The sequence below is a fragment of the Zunongwangia sp. L-65 genome (assembly GCF_056859415.1).
Genome location: NZ_JBSXOK010000059.1, coordinates 17777 through 40046 on the forward strand (window position 1 = coordinate 17777; position 22270 = coordinate 40046).

At 37.6% G+C, this 22270-nt stretch carries 13 protein-coding genes; 12 read left to right on the plus strand and 1 reads right to left on the minus strand.

The window, feature by feature from the left end; genetic code table 11:
• Window positions 1–156: 156 nt before the first annotated feature.
• The gene (locus AC13DP_RS09295; RefSeq protein ID WP_347406346.1) at window positions 157–1035 is read right to left on the minus strand and encodes an AraC family transcriptional regulator; all 879 of its coding nucleotides are present in this window, start codon (window positions 1033–1035) and stop codon (window positions 157–159) included.
• 187 nt (window positions 1036–1222) lie between these two features.
• Here AC13DP_RS09295 and AC13DP_RS09300 point away from each other — a divergent pair, with 187 nt between their 5' ends.
• The 12 genes from AC13DP_RS09300 (at window position 1223) to AC13DP_RS09355 (ending at window position 22267) form a co-directional block, all read left to right on the plus strand.
• Window positions 1223–1468, plus strand: coding sequence for a DUF983 domain-containing protein (locus tag AC13DP_RS09300; protein WP_228251757.1), 246 nt, complete (start codon window positions 1223–1225; stop codon window positions 1466–1468).
• An 829-nt stretch (window positions 1469–2297) separates the two neighbouring features.
• Entirely contained in the window at window positions 2298–2522 is a 225-nt protein-coding gene (locus AC13DP_RS09305; RefSeq protein WP_483067658.1) for a carboxypeptidase-like regulatory domain-containing protein, read from the plus strand.
• A 44-nt stretch (window positions 2523–2566) separates the two neighbouring features.
• On the plus strand, window positions 2567–5242 hold the full coding sequence (locus tag AC13DP_RS09310; protein ID WP_483067659.1) for a SusC/RagA family TonB-linked outer membrane protein: 2676 nt from the start codon (window positions 2567–2569) through the stop codon (window positions 5240–5242).
• 11 nt (window positions 5243–5253) lie between these two features.
• On the plus strand, window positions 5254–6720 hold the full coding sequence (locus AC13DP_RS09315) for a RagB/SusD family nutrient uptake outer membrane protein (RefSeq protein ID WP_347406347.1): 1467 nt from the start codon (window positions 5254–5256) through the stop codon (window positions 6718–6720).
• Window positions 6721–7127: 407 nt separating this feature from the next.
• Window positions 7128–9590 (plus strand): glycoside hydrolase family 95 protein, encoded by a 2463-nt coding sequence (locus tag AC13DP_RS09320; protein ID WP_483067660.1) that lies wholly within the window; start codon window positions 7128–7130, stop codon window positions 9588–9590.
• Entirely contained in the window at window positions 9580–12195 is a 2616-nt protein-coding gene (gene xyl3A, locus AC13DP_RS09325) for a xylan 1,4-beta-xylosidase (RefSeq protein WP_483067661.1), read from the plus strand. Before AC13DP_RS09320 ends, xyl3A begins: the two co-directional genes overlap by 11 nt.
• A gap of 1 nt (window position 12196) precedes the next feature.
• On the plus strand, window positions 12197–14887 hold the full coding sequence (locus tag AC13DP_RS09330) for an alpha/beta hydrolase-fold protein (protein ID WP_483067662.1): 2691 nt from the start codon (window positions 12197–12199) through the stop codon (window positions 14885–14887).
• Window positions 14888–14894: 7 nt separating this feature from the next.
• Window positions 14895–16007 carry an alpha/beta hydrolase-fold protein gene (locus AC13DP_RS09335; RefSeq protein ID WP_483067663.1) on the plus strand — a complete coding sequence of 371 codons (1113 nt, stop codon included), beginning with the start codon at window positions 14895–14897 and terminating at the stop codon, window positions 16005–16007.
• Between the two features lie 5 nt (window positions 16008–16012).
• Window positions 16013–17185 (plus strand): alpha/beta hydrolase, encoded by a 1173-nt coding sequence (locus tag AC13DP_RS09340; RefSeq protein ID WP_483067664.1) that lies wholly within the window; start codon window positions 16013–16015, stop codon window positions 17183–17185.
• 53 nt (window positions 17186–17238) lie between these two features.
• Window positions 17239–18987 (plus strand): glycoside hydrolase family 43 protein, encoded by a 1749-nt coding sequence (locus AC13DP_RS09345; protein WP_483067665.1) that lies wholly within the window; start codon window positions 17239–17241, stop codon window positions 18985–18987.
• A gap of 20 nt (window positions 18988–19007) precedes the next feature.
• On the plus strand, window positions 19008–20321 hold the full coding sequence (locus AC13DP_RS09350) for a glycoside hydrolase family 43 protein (RefSeq protein ID WP_013070525.1): 1314 nt from the start codon (window positions 19008–19010) through the stop codon (window positions 20319–20321).
• Between the two features lie 11 nt (window positions 20322–20332).
• Window positions 20333–22267, plus strand: coding sequence for a glycoside hydrolase family 97 protein (locus AC13DP_RS09355; protein ID WP_483067666.1), 1935 nt, complete (start codon window positions 20333–20335; stop codon window positions 22265–22267).
• The last annotated feature ends 3 nt before the right edge of the window (window positions 22268–22270 follow it).

Below are 22270 nucleotides of genomic sequence, written 5' to 3' on the forward strand. Positions count from 1 at the left end.
TTGCTTATTTTAAGTATCCCTCTTTATATTTCCCCTTCCAATAGCTATGCGAATTGGAAGGGGAAGAAATAAAAAATAAATTTCTAATAAATACTTCTTTAGCTGGACGGGATATAGTCTTCTACTAAAAGAATCTATTCTTAATAAATGATAATATCAAAGTTTATAATCCTCTTTAAAATTATTTGGAGAAATCCCCGTATTTTTTTTAAAAAATTTGGAAAAATGACTTAGGCTTTTAAAGCCTAAGTCTTCTGAAATATGCAAGAGACCTAAATCATTTTGGAGTATTGCTGCTTTCGCTTTTAATATCACATATTCCGATATTATTGTTTTTACACTTTTGCCTAAAATCTGATAAGTAATACGATCTAAATGCCTTTTACTTAAATTAAGCTGATTGGCATAAAAACCAACTGATTTGTAACTTTTGTAATTTTTAGAAATTTCGACTTCCAACCTATAAATAACATTAAAGTATCTTGTTTTACTATTATCCAAACCTGTATATTCAGATAAGTAGTATCTGGATAAATCTATATAAATAATAGAAATGAGATATGCGATTTTTCTAAAGCTGAAATATTCATCACAGTTGTATTCTTCTTTTAAAAACTGAAATTGATGGATAGTGGAGATAAGCTCTTGGTTCTTTAATAATAAACTAGGTGGATTATGATAGGATAAATAAAAGGGATAGTCATTGATCTGGTCGTTTGGTAAAAGTAGGTCGAACAGGTTTTTTGAATGAAAGAAAATATAGCCTTCAGGCGCAACAGTAAATTTCCAGGAATGTACTTGTCCCGGTCGCATAAAAAATATACTACCCGGCTTTATTTTATAGCTTTTAAAGTCTATTTCATGATTCCCTTTTCCTGCAGTAAACAATACACATAAATAGAAATCATGGCCATGAGGGGACAATATCAATTCTTTATTTTTTTCAAGATGTTTTCTAAAATCGTTAAAATAAAAATCTATTTTATTTAGATCCTCCTTGAATTTTGGGATAGAGAAAATCGTTGGTTTTTGCATAATGTCTTACAAGTATAAAAAAAAGGATAAAACGGGTAAGAACTATGATTTTGAGTACTGGTAAATTTGTAGTCCAATAAGAATGATGATGAAAATTTTAGCGATACTGAATAATCGATGTCCTAATTGTGAAAAGGGGAGCATTTTTGATAAAGACCGAGGCTTGATTAATCTTTCAATTCCAAAAATGAATAAAACCTGTCCCTCATGTGGCTTTCAATTTGTCAAAGAGACCGGCTTTTTTTATGGCGCTATGTATGTTAGTTATGCTTTAACGGTAGCAGAAGGTTTTACCTGGTTTTTAATCGGTTATTTTCTTTTAGGACTTTCCTTAATGACCAACTTTCTGATAATCGCTGCGATAGCACTATTATTAAGTAGATTTAATTTCAAAATTTCAAGAACTATCTGGATTTATATATTTTACAAATAACATTAGAATTCTTCATCGTTTGTATGACTTACAAATATCTATTGTAACCAATGGGTATTAATATTGTGTCTAAAATGGATAAGTGTCTTCCTGGGATTATTACAATTACAAATCCAGAGTAGATAGACCATATTTTTGATATCGTTAGAAATACCAGTAATTAATGATGGCACTAAAAGTCTGTGTAACTGCTTGTATATGTGATTTAGCAAAATAAAGCAGGTTTCAGAGCAAATAGACCCTCTTGCGGTCTAAAAAGACTGGTTTTATAAGCTATTCTTACAATCCATTTAGATAAACTCAATTTCCTGTTATTGGATGTACAATCTGAATAAATAGTTTAGGTGTCGATTTCAATTTGGCGAAAATATCCCGAGTCTATCCCGTTAGTCTTTTATCCTGTTTTTTAGATTTCATTAAAGATTGATATATCTGCTTATTAATAAATAAGCTTAAAAACATAGCAGCCTAAGCTATTTATCCTTTATTTATGCACAACCGGTTGTTTATAGGTGGGGTTTCGTAAAATTAATATATTTTATCTTGCTTATTGGTAATTTCAATTTTCACTAAAAAATATATTTTAAAATATTGAAAATTAAAAAAATAGTTAAAAAATTTGATGAATTGATTTTAAAAAATTAAACTTGTAGTCAATAAAACTATTAGTTAAAATTGTAAATCTATATTTTCAGTTTATTTGAACAATCGATTTCGTAGACTCGAATAATTTAAAATCTTTATTATGGGGAAATATTTATTAAAATTTAATTTTCTGATGCTTTTGTTTTTCTGTCAGTTATCTCTTGCTCAGGATAACAAGGTGACGGTGTCAGGAACAGTTGAGGACAGTGCAGGTCCCTTACCTGGGGTGAATGTTATTGTTAAAGGAACATCAACGGGGGTGACCACAGATTTTGATGGTAGATATGTACTCGAAGATATACCTGCGGGATCAACTCTTGTATTTAGTTATTTAAGTTTTAAAACGCAGGAAATCCCTTTGAATTCCAGGACGGAAATTAATGTTACTATGGAATCACGCAATCGTTAGAGGACGTTGTTGTAGTTGGATATGGTACTCAAAATCGTTCGGAAGTGACAGGCGCCATTTCTTCTATTGATTCGGAGGAGATTGCCAGTGTTCCAGTAGCAACGGCAGATCAGGCACTACAGGGGAGAGCTCCCGGAGTAAACGTAGTAAATAGCGGTGCACCAGGAAATTCGCCTGTAGTTAGTATTAGAGGTCTTGGAACGCCTAATAACAATAGCCCTTTATATGTTATTGATGGTATTATTGCTTCTGGGATGGGAGATCTAAATCCTAATGATATAGAGAATATTCAGGTGTTAAAAGATGCTGCAACCACGGCGGTATATGGCTCTAAAGGCTCCAATGGTGTGGTTTTAATTACGACCAAAAAAGGTAAAGGCACTCAAAAAGCATCACTGAACTTTGATGCTTACTCTGGGGTTAATTTCGTAAGCTCTCGGTATAACGTATTAAACACTCAACAGTATATTCAATATTTGGATGAAATAGATGCTACACCTACTAGAGTTTCAGATCCTCAATACGCAGATTTCATCAATAATGATACAGATTGGCAGGATGAAATTTTTAGAGGAGGACTTATGCAGAGCTATAATTTAGCACTTTCTGGAGGAAACGAAAATAGTAACTATCGGTTTTCTGGAGGTTATCTAGAGCAAGAAGGAGCTATTATTGAAACTGGATATGAAAGATTTAATTTTAGAGCAAACAGTAATTTCCATTTTGGTAACTTAACCATAGGAGAAACTTTAGGCGTTTCTTTTGATGAACAGAACCCGGAAAGGGATAGTGGAGGGCGTTCTATAATAGAACATGCTATTAAAATTTCTCCTTATCTACCTGTTTATAATGCAGATAATTTAGGAGGCTTTCAAGGGCCTAGTAGTTCTATTGATGGTCAGGATGCAGAAAATCCTGTAAGAGTTCAAACTTTAGGAAATGCCAGTAACCGTTCTGTTAATATAATAGGGAGTCTTTTCGCAGAATATGTGTTTTTCGATAAAATTACTTTCAAATCTCAGGTAGGTCTGGATTATAGTAACTTTAAAAATACCAATTTTATTCCTTCGTATAGGGATGATGAAACTTCTACAAATAGTACTCCATATGCGCAGATAACTAAAAACACTGGGATATATCAATCGTTGACCTATACCAATAGTTTGACTTATAAAGACTCTTTTTTAGAAAATCATAATATTGAATTCCTCTTATTATCAGAGCAGCAAACGATAAAAAATGAATCTATTAATGCGAGTAGTAGAAATGAAATTTCAGATGAGGTAGAACAACTCTCCTTAGAGGGGGCTAATCTTGGTTCAAGTTCTTCAGAATACGTACGTATAGGTTATTTAGGACGATTAAACTATAATTATGATAAGAAATATCTCTTTGCGTTCTCACTTAGAAGAGATGCATCTTCAAGATTTGGGCAAAGTAACAGATGGGGATGGTTTACTTCTGTATCTGCTGGATGGAATCTGGGCAGAGAGCGTTTTATGGATGGCTCGATATTCAATAACTTAAAACTTAGGGGTAGTTGGGGAACTACCGGAAATGATAATATAGGTGATTATCGATATAGTTCTACTCTATTAACCAATTTTATTTATCCAATAGGTGGTAATCCCGTTCAGGGAACTACTGCGAATGGGTTGGGTAACGCAGATTTGAAATGGGAAGAAACCGAGATGAGAAATATAGGTTTGGATGTTGGAATTAATAATAATCAGTTTACTCTTTCTTTAGAATATTATAATAATAAAAGTGATGATCTTTTAATTGATCGTCCATTAGCATATTCTTTAGGTTATAATGATCCGGTTATTACTGAAAATGTAGGATCTGTTAAAACTCATGGTTTAGAAGCCAATTTAGGGTATAATGATTACGATGGTGATTTTACATGGTCTGCTAATCTTAATTTTGGAACTAGTAAAAATGAAGTGATATCTCTTGGCGGAGTTCCTTCAATACCGGGTGCCAATTTTGAAGGAGAATTTGTGTCGAGAATATCGGTAGGGGAGCCTTTATTTTACTTTTATGGATATAAAACCAACGGGATATATCAGACACAAGAGGAAATTGAAGAAGTATTAACCGCTAATCCAGATCAAACCGCTGTTAAGCCTGGTGATGTACGTTATGTTGATATCAATAATGACGGTCAAATTAATTCAGATGATAAAGTGAAAATAGGAAATCCCTATCCAGATTTCACCTTTGGTTTTAATTTCAATGCGAATTATAAAAACTTTGACTTGAATTTATTTGTAAATGGTTCGATAGGTAATGATGTATTTAACACCAATATTTACGATTTAGAAGGAATGACAAGGCCATTTAATGCTGGTACCCAGGTATTAAATAGGTGGACTGGTCCGGGTACCTCCAATAGTATTCCCAGAGCACTAGGAGCCACTCAAAACACGAATGCTTCAGATCGATATGTTGAAGACGGTTCTTACACCAGATTAAGAAACTTGGTAATAGGATATTCTTTTCCTTCAGAATTTTTCAATGATACATTCTCAAAATTTAGAGTGTATTTAAGTGGGCAGAATTTATTGACCTTAACAGATTATTCTGGCCTTGATCCAGAAATTGGACGTATTTCACTTAATAATGGGGCAGCAAGAGACAATTTCGAGCTTGGTATAGACCGCGGAAATTACCCTCAACCAAAATCTGTTCAAATTGGTCTTCAAGTTGCATTTTAAAAATTAAAGTTATGATGAAAACATATAAAATTACAGTAATATTTATTTCTGTTTTATTTTGGATTTCTTGTGATACAGACCAATTAGAGCAGAACAACCCAACTCAACTTTCTCCTGAAACATTTTTTAAGAATGAAGCACAGGTAAGAGCATCGGTGAATGCAGTATATGCCAGTCTACAAACTATAGGCTCATATAGTAGAAATTATTACTATATGATGGATAATATGGGACACGATAATACTGCTAATATACAGCAGGAAGCTAATAAAATTATATTCTCGGATTTTTCTTTTGATGCCAGTTCAGAATTGGTTAGAGCATTTTGGGATAGTGAATTTAGAGGAGTTAATAAAGCCAACTTTGTAATAGACAATGCAGATAGAATTAATGAAATCCCAAATTCTCTTTTAAGCCAGGAAATGAAAGATAAATATATAGGTGAAGCAAAATTTCTTCGTGCTTTATATTATTTTAATTTGGTGACAAGGTTTGGAGATGTGCCATTAATTACTACTATTCCAGAAGGTGGTCAAGGCCTGCCTAGAACAGCTTCTGAAGAAGTGTATGCACAGATTATTGCCGATTTAAAAGATGCTTCTCAGACGTTATTACCTAAAACTGAAGAAGAAAACGGAAGAGCAACCCGTGGTGCGGCATACGCATTTCTAGGGAAAGTTTATTTATATCAGGAAAATTATGCAGAGGCAATGAATGCTTTTGAAAATGTATATGGAAAGTATGCATTGGCTGAAAATTATTTTGACAATTTTAAAGAAGAAACAGAACATGGTCCTGAATCTATTTTTGCGGTTGAATATGATGAATCTATGCCAAACGGTGCTTTTTGGAATTCTGATGTGAATGGAGAGGGAGGAAATGAGTCTAGTTTAAGAGGTCAGTCTTATGGGATGTTTGATTGGTTTAATGCGTATCCATCGGATGAATTAAGAGCCGAATTTGAAGAAAATGACCCTCGGTTCGATGAAAGCTTCTATACTGTTGGAGATACTTATGCTGGAGGAGTTATTACCGAAATTAGCTTAGACAGACCTGCAGGTTGGAGAAAATATCAAAATTATTATAAAAGAACTAACGAAAATCTTCAATCTGGTATAAATATGAATGTAATTCGATATGCCGATGTTCTATTGATGATGGCAGAAGCCAGTAATGAGTTAGGGAACCAAGCTCAGGCTATTGGATATATTAATGAGGTACGAGATCGTGTTGATATGCCATTATTACAAAATGGTCTAAGTCAGGATGAAGTTTTTCAGGCTATAGTTCATGAAAGAAGAGTTGAATTGGCCGGAGAGCAAGTACGTTTCCCTGATTTGGTAAGATGGGGGCTTGCAGAACAAGAACTCGGAAAATACGGTTATCAGGAAGGAATACATAACTTCTTTCCTATTCCTGAAGTAGAGTTAAATACAAATGATAGTATAAATAGCGGAGATCAAAACCCTGGATATTAATGATAATAGAACTTGATTTAATATTCGAGTATTGATCTATTGAAACCATAAATAGGCAGCTTCTATTAATAAAATTAGAGAGGCTGCTTATTTTAATAAACACTGTTAGTTTGTTTATAGGCAGGGAGGATGTCATCACAACAATTAGCTATAGCAAGCATTTTTTTTAACGACCATAGTTATACTACACTTTCTTCTTAACTAGCTTATTACAAACTAATCCATATAACAGATATAAAATGTAACGCAGTTGAAAGTTTTTGTTACATGCAGGGAAAGATACCTAGTATATATTCAAGTAAATTGCTTTCTAAATTTTTACAGGTTTTGTCTCATACTACCCCAAAATTATGCATGGGTTGCAATATGACATGATCCCTAGATGATCTGGTTGTTATTAAAATGATATGAAGATATTTGGTCAATTTTTAATTGTTTCATTGCTATTTGGAGTCTCTAAAGGATACTCCTTTCAGGATACTTTAATGACTTTAAATTATGATGAGCCTGCCAAAGTATGGGAGGAGGCTTTGCCGGTGGGGAATGGTAGGCTGGGAGCAATGGTTTTTGGCAGAACAGGCATGGAGACTATTCAATTAAATGAAGAATCCGTTTGGGCAGGGGAGCCTGGAAATAATGTGGTCGCTCTAAGTGAAGAACAGTTAGAGGAAATCAGGAAGGCTATTTTTCAGGAGGAGTATCAAAAAGCCCAAAAATTAGCAGATAAATATCTCTCAAAAAAAGATAATAATAGTGGAATGAGCTACCAGACGGTAGGCAATCTAATTCTTAATTTCCCCAATTCAAATGCAGTGCGGGATTATAAGCGGGAGTTAGATATCAGTAAAGCTGTAAGTACTGTTACTTATAAAACCGGAGGTGTTGCATATAAACGCCGTATCATTTCTTCTTTTCCAGACGATGTGATTATGGTAGAGCTTACTGCAAACAAACCTGGAAGCATCTCTTTTGAAATGGGCTTAAAAAGTCCACACAAAAGTCATGATATTCAGATTAAAAATGATGAGGTATGGCTTTCCGGAACCTCCTCAGATCAGGAAAATAAAAGAGGAAAAGTAAAATTTCTGGCAATTGCAAAACCGAAAATTGAAGGCGGAAGGATTGAAACTACAGAAAACAGATTAAAAATCACAGGAGCTAACCATGCTGTTATTTATATTTCTATAGCCAGTAATTTTAAAAATTATAAAGATCTTTCTGAAGATGCAGAAAGCAAGGCTATTGCACTATTGAATGCTGTTTATATCAAAGAGTTTGGTAAGTGTCTTGATGCTCATATTGCCGAATACCAGCAATATTTTAACAGGGTGCAACTAGATTTGGGAACTTCTAATGCCATAAATAAAACTACCGATATTCGATTAGAAGAATTTAATGACTCTGATGATCCGCAGCTAATTGCGCTATATTTTCAATTTGGCCGCTATCTTTTAATTTCCAGTTCTATGCCAGGAACACAACCTGCCAACCTTCAGGGGATTTGGAATAAGGAAATCAATGCACCCTGGGATAGTAAGTATACTGTGAACATAAATACAGAAATGAATTACTGGCCTGCTGAGGTGGCTAACCTTTCAGAAATGCATAAACCTCTTTTCGGTCTAATAAAGGATGTTTCTGAAACCGGAAAAGAGTCGGCAGAGAAAATGTATCACGCTCGAGGTTGGAATATGCATCATAATACTGATATCTGGAGGATTTCAGGAGTTGTTGATCCGCCTTTTTATGGGTTATGGCCCCACGGTGGAGGTTGGCTAAGTCAGCATTTATGGCAACATTATCTGTTTACTGGCGACACCAAGTTTCTAAAAGAGGTATACCCAATCTTAAAAGGTACTGCACTATTTTACAAAGATATCCTTCAGCAGGAACCTGAAAATAATTGGATGGTAGTAAATCCCTCTAATTCTCCTGAAAATGGTCATCCCGGTGGGTCAAGCCTGGCAGCTGGAACCACTATGGGAAATCAGATTGTACAGGACGTTTTCTCAAATTTTCTGGAGGCCTCCCAAATCTTTAATGAAGATAAAAAATTTTCTGACAGTATTAAAAATGTGATACCAAACCTTGCTCCTATGCAAATTGGTAAGTGGGGACAACTACAGGAATGGATGAAAGATTGGGATCGGCAAGACGATAAACATCGGCATGTTTCGCATTTGTACGGACTTTTTCCTTCTAATCTTATTTCTTCTTATCGTACTCCAAAATTATTTGCTGCCGCTAAAAATTCTTTGCTAGCCCGCGGTGACGAATCTACCGGATGGTCAATGGGTTGGAAGGTGAATTTATGGGCGCGTCTTTTGGATGGTGACCATGCGCTGGCACTTATCCATGATCAGTTAACGCCAAGTAGACAGGCGGGACACGGTGAAAAAGGAGGAACTTATCCTAATCTTTTTGATGCCCATCCGCCGTTTCAGATCGATGGAAATTTTGGATGTACGGCGGGGATTGCTGAAATGCTCCTGCAGAGTCAGGATGGTGCAGTTCATATTTTACCTGCCCTTCCCTCTACATGGAATAAAGGAGAAGTAAAAGGTTTAAAAGCCAGGGGTAATTTTGAAGTGGATATCGCCTGGGAGGAGAATAAACCGGTTAAAGTGAACATCACTTCAGCCATTGGTGGTAATTGTAGATTGCGTTCCTATTATCCACTTTCAGGCGATGGATTAAAAAAAGCTACCGGCGTAAATCCTAATCCACTTTTTAAACTTCCACAGACTAAAGAGCCACTCATCTCTTCTGATGCAACTATAATAGCACCTGAATTAAAACCGGTTTATGAATATGATCTGGCAACAGAAGCAGGGAAAGAATATCTCATAAAACTTGCAGATGATGAATAATATTAGACAAAAAAGTTCCTTTGTTTTTGTAGTTTTTATGCTTTTTGGGATGCTGGGTTTTTCGCAGCAAAAACCCTATCAGAACCCTAATTTAAGTCCCGAAAAACGTGCTGAGGATTTAGTGAACAGATTAACATTAGAAGAGAAAGCTTTTCTGATGTTTGATGTTTCTGAAGCAATTCCCCGTCTTGGCATTAAAAAATTTAACTGGTGGAGTGAAGCCTTACACGGTTTTGCAAATAATGATGATGTAACTGTCTTTCCAGAGCCAGTAGGAATGGCAGCTTCTTTTGATGATGAATTAGTGTATCAGGTTTTTGATGCAACCTCAGATGAAGTACGTGCGAAATATCATGAGGCTCTTCGGAACGGAGAAGAAAATAAGCGTTTCCTGAGTCTTTCCGTATGGACCCCCAATGTCAACATCTTTAGAGACCCACGTTGGGGACGCGGACAGGAAACTTATGGAGAAGATCCATACCTGACTTCAAGAATGGGTGTTCAGGTGGTAAAAGGACTACAAGGGCCTGAAGATGCTAAATACAAGAAATTACTGGCTTGTGCCAAACATTACGCGGTTCATTCAGGACCGGAATGGAGCCGTCATGAACTTAATCTCAATAACGTATCTCAAAGAGATCTCTGGGAGACCTATTTGCCTGCTTTTAAAGTACTGGTACAGGATGCCAATGTGCGACAGGTCATGTGTGCTTACCAGCGTTTAGACGATGAACCTTGTTGTGGTAGTGACCGTTTGCTTCAGCAGATCTTAAGGGAAAAATGGGGTTTTGAGCATCTTGTAGTTTCAGATTGTGGTGCGATACAGGATTTTTATACCTCACATAACGTATCGTCAGATGCTGTACACGCTGCTGCCAAAGCTGTTCTGGCCGGTACAGATGTGGAGTGCCAGTGGGATAACCATAATTATAAATTATTGCCAGAAGCCGTAGAGAAAGGTCTGGTAAAAGAAGAAGATATCGACAGGAGTGTAAAAAGGGTTTTGATAGGCCGATTTGAACTTGGTGAAATGGATCCCGATGAGATTGTTCCGTATGCCCAGATTCCTGCATCGGTGATTAATAATGAAGAACACCGGCAGCTGGCTTTAAAAATGGCCAGGGAGTCGATGACCTTACTACAGAATAAAAATAATATTCTTCCACTTAGTAAAGGCCAGGATAGAATTGCGGTTATCGGGCCAAACGCAGATGATGAACCCATGCTTTGGGGAAATTATAATGGTACCCCGGTTAGAACAATAAGCATTCTTGATGGAATCACTTCAAAGATTGGAGAAAAAAGTATTGTCTACGATAAAGCCTGTGATCTTGTTGAAGATAAGGTCACGCAAAGTTACTTTTCTCAAATTTCGTTTGATGGAAAACCTGGATTTAAGGCGACCTATTGGAACACTCCGGATTATAGCGGCGAAATAGTCGCTACCCAACAAATTGTAAATCCCATAAAACTAACTACTGCCGGACAGCACGAATTTGCTTCTGGGGTTAAACTTGAAGGTTTTTCTGGAAAGTTTGTGGCAGAATATGTGCCTGAAAAAGATCAGGAAATCGTCTTCAACTTTGGAGCTACAGGTCATTTCGAACTTTTCGTGAATGGAGAATCATTGCGCAGTTATAATAACTGGCGTACATTACCTTCTAAAATCCCTTATAAGTTTGAAAAAGGGAAAAAGTATACAATCGAAATTCATTACGCTCAGCTTAATAACTGGCAGGCAAATTTAGAATTCAATTTTGGAAAGGAGATTCCCGTAAACTATGAGGATCTTCTTAAAAAACTAAAGGGAATAGAGACCGTAATTTTTGTTGGTGGCCTTTCAACCAAACTTGAAGGAGAAGAAATGCCCGTTTCTTATCCCGGATTTAAAGGAGGCGATCGTACAGATATAGCACTTCCTTCAGTACAAAGAAACTGCTTAAAGGCATTAAAAGATGCTGGCAAAAAGGTCATTTTCGTAAATAATTCAGGTTCCGCCATTGGACTCGTGCCAGAAACAACATTCTGTGAGGCTATTTTACAAGCATGGTATGGCGGGGAATCTGGTGGGCAGGCGGTAGCCGATGTGCTTTTTGGGGATTATAATCCGTCTGGAAAATTACCTGTAACTTTTTATAAGGATACCACGCAACTTCCAGATTTTGAAGATTACTCCATGAACGGTAGAACCTATAGGTTTATGAAAGCTGAACCACTTTTTCCATTTGGACATGGCCTTAGTTATACCAATTTTAAAATAGGCGAAGCCCAGCTTGATAAAAGCGAAATTGATACTTCCTCATCGGTTAATATTACCATTTCGATTAGTAATGAAGGGAAAACTGAAGGGGTGGAAATTATACAGGTTTATGTTCATAAACAAGGTCTTGAAGAAGGGCCTATTAAAACTTTAAAAGGATTTAAGAGGGTAAATCTTAAGCCAAATGAAATGAAAAATGTGACAATTAATCTGCCTTCAAATTCTTTTGAATTTTATGATAAGAAGGCACGAAGCATGAAAGTGATGCCTGGGAACTATGAGATTTTCTATGGAAATTCTTCAGATGACAAGCAACTAAAAAAAACTGAATTAAAAATCCACTAATATGAAAACCAGAATACTGTTACTTTTTTCTATGCTGCTTTTCGCATTTAGTGCCAGAGCACAGGATCCAAATTTTCATATTTATCTGGCTTTCGGTCAGTCTAATATGGAAGGGCACGCCAAAATTGAACCTCAAGATACGGTAGCTATTAGTGAACGTTTCAAGGTTTTATCAGCAGTAGAATGCCTAAACCTGGATCGTAAAAAAGGAGAGTGGTATACGGCCAAACCGCCGCTATGCAGATGTAATACCGGCTTGACTCCCACAGATTATTTTGGTAGGGAGATGGTAGAAAATCTTCCAGATAGTATTAAAGTGGGAATCATAAATGTTGCCGTTGGCGGTTGTAAAATTGAGCTTTTCGATAAAGAAAATTATGAGTCGTATGTAGCTTCGGCACCAGGATGGCTAAAGAATATGGTTAAGGAATACGACGGTAACCCCTATAAAAGACTAGTAGAAATGGCTAAAATTGGTCAAAAAAGAGGGGTGATTAAAGGAATTCTATTGCATCAGGGTGAATCGAATACCGGTGATACACTTTGGCCACAAAAAGTAAAAGGAGTTTATGATAACCTGATTAAAGATCTAAAACTAGATCCTAAAAAAACTCCTTTACTTGCCGGTGAGATGGTTAGTAAAGAAGAAGGGGGGGCTTGTGCCAGCATGAATACTATCATTGCTAAGCTTCCAGAAGTTCTTCCTAATGCTTATGTAGTTTCTTCTGAAGGCTGCACTGCCGTAAACGATCATCTGCATTTTACGGCTGAAGGTTATCGAAAGCTGGGAAGACGTTATGCCGAAAAAATGCTGGAGGCGAAAGGTTTTGAAGGACTGGAAAAAGAAGCCCCTAAAGGTTTTGACCAGAAAAGAGAAAATATTGCCCATGGAAAGCTGGACAGTATCAGTTATAAATCGAAAACCGTAGGAACTACTCGAAAAGCTCTGATTTATACGCCACCTAATTATTCAGAAAATAAGAAGTACCCGGTGCTTTATTTATTACACGGTATTGGTGGCGATGAAAAAGAATGGCTACGTGGCGGGAATCCGCAGGTGATTCTCGATAATTTGTATGCTGACAGAAAAGCTGAGCCTATGATCGTGGTAATGCCTAACGGAAGGGCAATGAAAGACGACCGTGCCGTTGGAAATATCTTTGATAGTACCAAAGTTGCAGCTTTTGCCAATTTTGAAAAAGATTTGCTAAAAGATCTTATTCCTTATATAGAAAAGAATTATCCTGTGAAGAAAGATCGGGAATACCGTGCAATAGCTGGTCTTTCCATGGGTGGAGGACAAACTTTGAATTTTGGGCTCGGCAATCTGGATACATTTGCATGGGTAGGAGCTTTTTCATCGGCGCCAAATACTAAAACACCAAAGGAACTGGTTCCAGATCCGGAAAAGGCCAGAGAGAAATTAAATCTGTTATGGATTTCTTGTGGAGATGCCGATAACTTATTGCCATTTAGCGAGCGAACTCATGAGTATTTGGTGAAAAATGATGTCCCTCATATTTATTATATAGAACCAGGTGTACACGATTTTAAAGTTTGGAAAAACGGACTTTACATGTTTGCCAAAATGATATTTAAGCCCGTAGATCAGTCAAAATTCAACGATTACAGTCTGTTAGGAAAACCCGCTTCTACCAATGTAGGCAATGCTCAATACCCTCAGATTTTACCTAATGGCCGAGCAGTTTTTCAGGTGAAAGCTCCGGAAGCAAGAGATGTGAAGGTAGATTTGGGGCGTAAATACGATATGGATAAAAATAAAGAAGGGATCTGGAAAGTCACCACAGATTCCCTTAGTGAAGGGTTTCATTATTATTCCATTCTTATAGACGATGTTCCGGTGGCCGATCCTAATAGTGAAACTTTTTACGGAATGGGGAGAATGGCCAGCGGGATAGAAGTTCCGTTTGCTGGGGATGAGTATTATGCTTTAAAAAATGTTCCTCATGGTGATATTAGAATGGAGCAGTATTTCTCGCAGGTGTTGAATAGCTGGAGAACATTTTATGTTTATACCCCACCGGGATATGACGAAAATAAAGATAAGAAATATCCTGCCCTTTATTTATATCATGGCGGTGGTGAAGACGAACGTGGCTGGGCACAGCAGGGAAAAGCGAATCTTATTCTTGATAATCTTATAGCAGAGGGAAAAGCAAAACCTATGCTGGTAATCATGCCAGATGGGAATATGCCGGTGTCAGCCTTTGATGAAAAAGGATTGAAAATGTTCGAAAATGAATTACTTGAGGGATTAATCCCTCATGTTCAGGAAGAATATCGCGTTATCGACGATGCAGACAGCAGGGCAATAGCCGGTTTATCGATGGGTGGTATTCAGACACTTTATGCAGGCATCCCAAACACCGATCATTTTTCATCGCTTGGGGTTTTCAGTTCGGGATGGATTGGAGAAGATAATAAAATTGCAGAGGCTCAGTATAGCTATATGAATGAAAATGCCGAAAAAATTAATCAGAATTTAGAGCATTTTTATATTTCCGAAGGTGGGAAAGAGGATATCGCCTATAAAAATGGTAAAAGAATGATATCAAAATTCGATAAAATGAATATCGATTATACCTACAATGAATATCCTGGCGGCCATGCCTGGCCGGTATGGAGACACGATTTATATACGTTTGCCCCTCTTTTATTTAAAAAACAATAAGCAAATTATGAAACATAAGATGTTAGTTTTTGTGGCTATCCTGCTGTGTTATTCCGGGTTCTCACAAAACCCGCAGCAGGAAATTAAAGAAGACTTTAAGCCTTCTTCTAAAAATCAGCCCGGGCAGGAATATCCTCAGGTAAATTCTCAGGGTTATGCCCGTTTCAGAATTGTAGCTCCCGCAGCCGATAGTGTTCGGGTGAGCTTGGGATTAGGCGGCCAAGGAGGTACCAAACTTGAAAAAAACGAAGAAGGAGTCTGGATGGGAACCACCGCGGGACCTATGGATGAAGGTTTCCATTATTATCACGTAAATGTAGATGGTGGGACTTTTAACGATCCGGGAGCAAAGAATTACTATGGCTCGGTTCGTTGGGAAAGTGGCATCGAAATTCCGGCACACGACCAGGAATTTTACGCTTTAAAAAATGTTCCTCACGGAAGTGTTCAGCAAATTCTTTTTTCTTCGCCAAGTACAAAAACTTCCCGTCGTGCTTTTGTATATACTCCTCCGGGATATTATGAAAATAGAGATAAGAATTATCCTGTTTTATACCTACAACATGGTTGGGGTGAAGATGAGACGGCGTGGAGTAATCAGGGACACGCCAATCTTATCATGGATAACCTTATTGCTGAAGGGAAAACAGCACCTTTCCTAATCGTAATGACATACGGAATGACCAATGAAATTAAATGGGGCGGCTTAAAAGACTTTGATATTAAACATTTTCAGACGGTTTTGGTTGATGAACTTATTCCTTATGTAGATGAAAATTTTAGAACCATAGCTGATGAAGAACATCGCGCCATGGCCGGTCTTTCTATGGGCGGCATGGAAACCAAAATGATTACTTTAAACAAACCTCATGTATTTTCTCATTATGCCCTTTTAAGTGGCGGTACCTATTCACCTAAAGATTTACAAAATCATAAAGATCTTAAACTTGTTTTTATAAGCTGCGGAAGTAAAGAACGTCCCGATGCGGTTAAAAATTCCGTAGAAGAACTTAAGGCTGCCGGTTTTAATACGGTGAGCTATATTTCTGAAGGTACTGCACATGAATTTCAAACCTGGCGACGCAGTCTGCATGAACTAGCACCTTTATTATTCAATTAAAAGATATGAACCGAATTCAGCTAGTAATATTTATTTTCTTTGTTAGTTTCTCTTTGCCATTTTCAGCGCAAACCGATGATATGGTAAAGGAAGATTTTCAGGCATCGTCTGTGAATCAGTCTGGAAAAGAATTTCCGAAGGTAAATTCTGAAGGTCTTGTAAGAGTCCGCGTAGAAGCTCCGAAGGCTAACAATGTGCAACTTGATATTGGCGGGATGAAATATGACCTCAAAAAGAATGATGAAGGTGTTTGGACAGGAGAATCAGCTCCGCAAGACGAAGGTTTTCATTATTATCAGCTGAATATAGACGGAGCTTCGGTTCCCGATCCAGGTTCAAAATATTATTATGGTGCTGGACGATGGGGTAGTGGTATTGAAATTCCGGCTCAGGATCAGGAATTTTATGAGATGAAAGATGTTCCGCATGGCAGTATTACAGAGAATATTTATTTTTCTGAAATCACTCAGGATTGGCGTCGCAATTTTGTTTATCTGCCACCGGGATATTTCGAAAATTTTCAAGAGCGCTACCCGGTACTTTATCTACAACACGGGAGTTTTGAAGATGAAACCGGATGGGCTTCCCAGGGACATGCCAATCTTATTCTTGACAATCTTATCGCTGCTGGTGAAGCCAAAAAAATGATTGTGGTTATGGATAATGGCTATGCCAACAAACCAGAAGTAATGCAAAATGCTCAGGATGGGGATGGCCGTCCAAAATCTGCTTTTGAAGAAGTGCTTATCGAGGAAGTTATTCCCAATATTGATAAAAAATTCAGAACAAAATCTAGTAGATCATATCGCGCCATTGCCGGATTATCCATGGGAGCCAATCAGACGATGAGAATCATAATGAACAATTTAAACCTGTTTTCTTATTACGGTGGATTTAGCGGAACGTTCAATTATCCAGGAAATGAAAAAATTGATACCAGGACATTTCTGAATGGAGCTTTTGAAGATGCCGATGAGGTAAATGAAAAGCTGAACGTACTTTGGCTTGGTCTCGGAACTAAAGAGCCGGAAGTGTTCTTTAAAACCGTGGGTGATTTTAGACAAATGTTAGAAAATAAAGGGATAGACTATAGCTTTTACGAGTCGCCGAAAACGGCACATGAATGGCTTACCTGGCGCAGATGTTTGTATCAGTATGCTCAATTATTATTTAAATAAAGAAAGATAAATAAAAACGCTTATAACTAAAATTAATACAAGAATTAGATAGAATGAAAAAAACACTTAAATCACCAATTTACAAGTATTGTCCGGTGCTTCTTTTAATGGCGTTGTTGCTATTCTCATTTTCTGAAAATGAAAATAGTACAGAACCTAAACCGAAAAAAGCAACTAACGAACCGGTTTTTCTTAGCGCCACTTACAAAGGCGAGGATAAAGTATATAAGGAATATCCACTTAAAGATGGTGAATTCTATAACCCTATACTTCAGGGAACCTATCCTGATCCCGCTATTACCCGTAAAGGAGATGATTATTATATGGTATGTTCTTCTTTCGCCATGTTTCCTGGTGTGCCGATTTTCCATTCCAAAGACCTGGTAAATTGGACACAGATTGGACATGTGCTAGACAGAACTTCTCAGCTAGATGTGCACAATACCGGAATAAGTCAGGGAGTTTATGCTCCGGGAATCACTTATAATGAGAATAACGACACTTTTTATATGATTACTACTGCATTTGCTGGTGGTTTAGGGAATATTGTAGTAAAAACTAAGGATCCCATGAAAGGTTGGAGTGAACCTTATAAATTAAAGTTTGATGGGATCGACCCTTCTATATTCTTTGATGATGACGGAAAAGCGTATGTGGTGCATAACGATGCGCCAGAAGAAGCACTTTATCAGGGACATCGGGTGATTAAAATCTGGGAATACGATGTAGAGAAAGATCAGATCATTGCAGGAACCGATAAGGTGATCGTAAATGGTGGAGTAGATTTAGCGGATCAACCTATCTGGATCGAAGCACCGCATGTTTATAAAAAAAACGGACTGTATTATCTAATGTGTGCTGAAGGTGGTACCGGTGGTTGGCATAGCGAGGTGATTTTTGTAAGTGATAATCCAAAAGGACCTTATGAGCCTGCACCAAGCAATCCTATTTTAACCCAGCGTTATTTTCCCAAAGACCGTGAGAATATGGTAGACTGGGCAGGGCATGCTGATTTGGTAAAAGGTCCTAATGATAAATATTATGGTGTTTTCTTGGCCATTCGCCCAAACGAGGCCGGGCAGGTAACTACAGGAAGGGAAACCTTTATTTTACCTGTTGACTGGTCTGGTAAATTCCCCGTTTTTGAAAACGGACTGGTACCTATGGAGCCAAAACTCCAAATGCCAGAAGGAGTGGAAAACAATACCGGTAAAGATGGATTTTTCCCTAACGGAAACTTTACTTTTACAGACGATTTTCAGGCAGATACGTTGGATTACCGATGGATTGGACTCAGAGGTCCAAGAGAGGATTTTATAAAAAAGACTAAAAACGGACTCCAAATTAAGCCTTTCGAAACCGATATTAATGAATTGGCACCAACTTCTACGTTATTCTATCGCCAGATGCATAAGGATTTTACCTTTACCACTAAGATGAATTACAAGCCTAAATCTGCTAAAGATATGGCGGGAATTACCTGTTACCAGAATGAGCGTTTTAATTATGCCTTCGGGATTACCCGAAAAGATAAGGATTATTACCTGCTTTTGGAAAGAACTGAAAATGGGAAATCTAAAATCGTAGCGAGTAAGAAAATTGATCTGGATAATCCTGTTTCATTGAAAGTAAAGGCGAGAGGAGATCAATATGAATTTAGCTATGCGCTTGATGGAGAAGATTATGAAAATCTGGGAGGGAAAGTTTCAGGAGATATTCTCTCGACAAACGTGGCTGGTGGTTTTACCGGTGCCATGGTTGGCTTATATGCCACTTCGGCTAATGATGCAACTCCTAATTAAACATACTAAAACTTAAGATTTTGAGAATTTTAAATAAAGCTGTAGCTGTATTAACCATAATGATGGGGTGTACAGCTGCAGCTCAAAAACCAATTATTCAGACCAAGTATACAGCAGATCCTGCGCCAATGGTATATAATGATACTATATTCCTCTACACTTCACATGATGAGGATGATGCGGAAGGTTTTAAAATGCTGGACTGGCTGCTGTATACATCGACCGATATGGTAAACTGGACAGAGCATGGTGCGGTGGCTTCTCTGAAGGATTTTAGCTGGGCGCCCCAAGATAATGGTGCCTGGGCTGTGCAGTGTATTGAAAGAAACGGTAAATTTTACTTGTATTGCCCTATGCACGGTAGCGGTATCGGAGTTTTGGTTTCAGACAGCCCCTATGGACCATTCAAGGATCCACTTGGCAAACGCTTGATTGATACAGACCATATTTGGAATGATATAGATCCTTCTCCATTTATAGATGACGATGGGCAGGCCTATCTATATTGGGGAAATCCTGATGTGTATTATGTGAAACTGAATGAAGATATGACTTCTATTGAAGGAGAAGTTGTAAAAATTGATTCAAAACCTGAAAACTATCAGGAAGGTCCCTGGGTATGGAAACATGATGACCATTATTATCTAGCCTATGCTTCTACCTGCTGTCCAGAAGGGCTAGGGTATGCTATGAGCGACTCGCCTGAAGGTCCCTGGGAATACAAAGGAATGATCATGGACGCTACCGAGAAAACAAGAGGAAATCATCCGGGAATAATTGAATACAAAGGAAAGTCGTATGCTTTTGGTCATAGTTATGATATTTTAAAAAGTAAAACTTCGATTTTTTATGAAAGACGTTCGGTTGATGCGGATGAAATGAAATATAATGAAGATGGAACCATTCAAACCATTCCTTACTGGAATGACAAAGGTCCTGAACCAATCGAAAACCTAAATCCATTCCATAGAACAGAAGCGGAAACCATTGCCTGGAGCGAAGGTGTAAAAACTAACAAAACTGAGGATAAGATATATGTAACCGCGATTGAAGATGGAGATTATATGATGGTGCAGGGTGCAGATTTTAAAAATGGCGCAACGAAATTCAAGGTTTTTGCTCAGCCAGTTTCAGGAGGAACTATCGAGATCCGATTAGATGGAGCAGAAGGGCAGCTTATAGGTAGCTCTAAAATTGAAAAAGAAGCCGGAAATACCTATAAATTATATACTAGTAACATGGAAAAAGTGCCGGGAGTTCACGATATCTACTTTGTTTTTAAAGGAGGTGATGGCGAGCTATTCAATCTAGATTACTGGGAATTTCAAAAATAAAAATCAATACTATGAGAATATTCAGCCTGATATGCTGTATGCTTTTAATGAGTACAATTATTGCTCAGGAAGAAGCATCCATTAATAGTCCAGACGGCAAGTTGGAAGTTTCAGTCAAGGTCGAAAACGGAAAACCCTTTTACAGTGTTACGTATAATGAAAAAGTCATGTTAGAAAAATCTCCGCTAGGAATCGTGACTAATGAGGGAGATTTTACTTCAAAGATGAAATTGCTGGAGGCTTCAAAAGGTACTACTAGCTCAGAATATAACATAAAGAAGATTAAGCAATCTCATGTTTCTTACAAGGCCAATACGCTTACAATTTCTTTTGCTAATGCTGAAGAAAAGGAAATATCTGTTGTTTTTCAGGTAAGCGATAACGATATCGCCTTTAGATATGAAATGCCTAAATGGGGAGACACGCGGGCTTGCGTGGTTGAAAAAGAGCTAACCGGATATAATTTTCCCAAAGGGAGTACTTCATTTTTGTCGCCTATGATGCAACCTATGGGAGGCTTTGCCAGGACCGCACCTAGCTACGAAAGTGGCTATTCAGACGATGCCCAGCTTGAGAGCAATACATCTGAAACTGGTTATGTTTTTCCAAGCCTTTTTAAGATTGGGGAAGATGGATGGGTTTTACTTTCAGAAACCGGTGTTAGTAGTCTTTATACGGCCTCGCATTTAAGCAGTTTTAAAGATGGAATTTACAGCGTAGCATATCCAGATCCCGCACAAAATAATGGTTTTGGTAGTGTTGGCGCTCAAATTGGATTACCGGGACATACGCCTTGGAGAACTATAACGCTTGGGGAAAGTCTTAAGCCTATTGTGGAAACTACTATTCCTTTTGATGTGGTAGATCAGCTTTATGAGCCTTCTCAGGATTATAAATACGGAAAGGGAACCTGGAGTTGGATCGTTTGGCAGGATAACAGTATGAATTATGACGACCAGGTAAAATATATCGATCTTGCTGCTGCAATGGATTTTGAGTATATCCTTATCGATGCCTGGTGGGATGAAAGAATAGGTTATGAAAAGATGGAAAAACTTATCGATTATGCCAAGTCTAAAGGAGTAGATGTTTTCCTATGGTATAATTCCAACGGAGTTGCTAACGATGCATTTATGACTCCGCTTAATAAAATGAATACTGCTATAGCCCGAAAAAAAGAAATGAAATGGCTAAAAGAAGCTGGCGTTAAAGGATTGAAAGTAGACTTTTTTGGAGGTGACAAACAGGAAACTATGAAGCTTTATGAAAACATACTTTCTGATGCCAATGATTATGGATTAATGGTTATTTTTCATGGAGCAACACTCCCAAGAGGATGGGAAAAAATGTATCCTAATTTTGTAGGAAGTGAAGCTGTTCTAGCTTCAGAAATGCTCATTTTTTCTCAAGATACAAGAAATAAGGAGGCCTTCTATGCTTCTCTTCATCCGTTTAGTAGAAATGCCGTTGCCAGTATGGAGTTTGGCGGAATATTGTTGAATAAGTATCTCAATAAAGGCAATAAAGAAGGTCAGGAGCGGTTAACCACCGATGCTTTCCAACTGGCTACTGGAGTTTTATTTCAGAATCCTGTACAAATGTTTGCATTAACTCCAAATAATTTGGAGGATGTACTAGACTTTGAACTTGATTTCCTAAGGGAGTTGCCAACTACCTGGGATGAGACGGTATTTATTGATGGGTATCCGGGAAAATTTTCGGTTTTGGCAAGGAGGCATGATCAAAATTGGTATGTGGCCGGAGTTAATGCTGAAAAAGACGTGAGAAAACTAAAACTGGAACTTCCCATGCTTGCCGGAAAGACAGTGACCTTATTTTCTGACGATAAGAAAAAAGAAACCTATTCCAAAGAAATTAAAATCCCTTCTAGCGGAAAGGTTTCCGTAAATATTCAGCCAAATGGCGGATTTGTAATTAAAAATTAATCA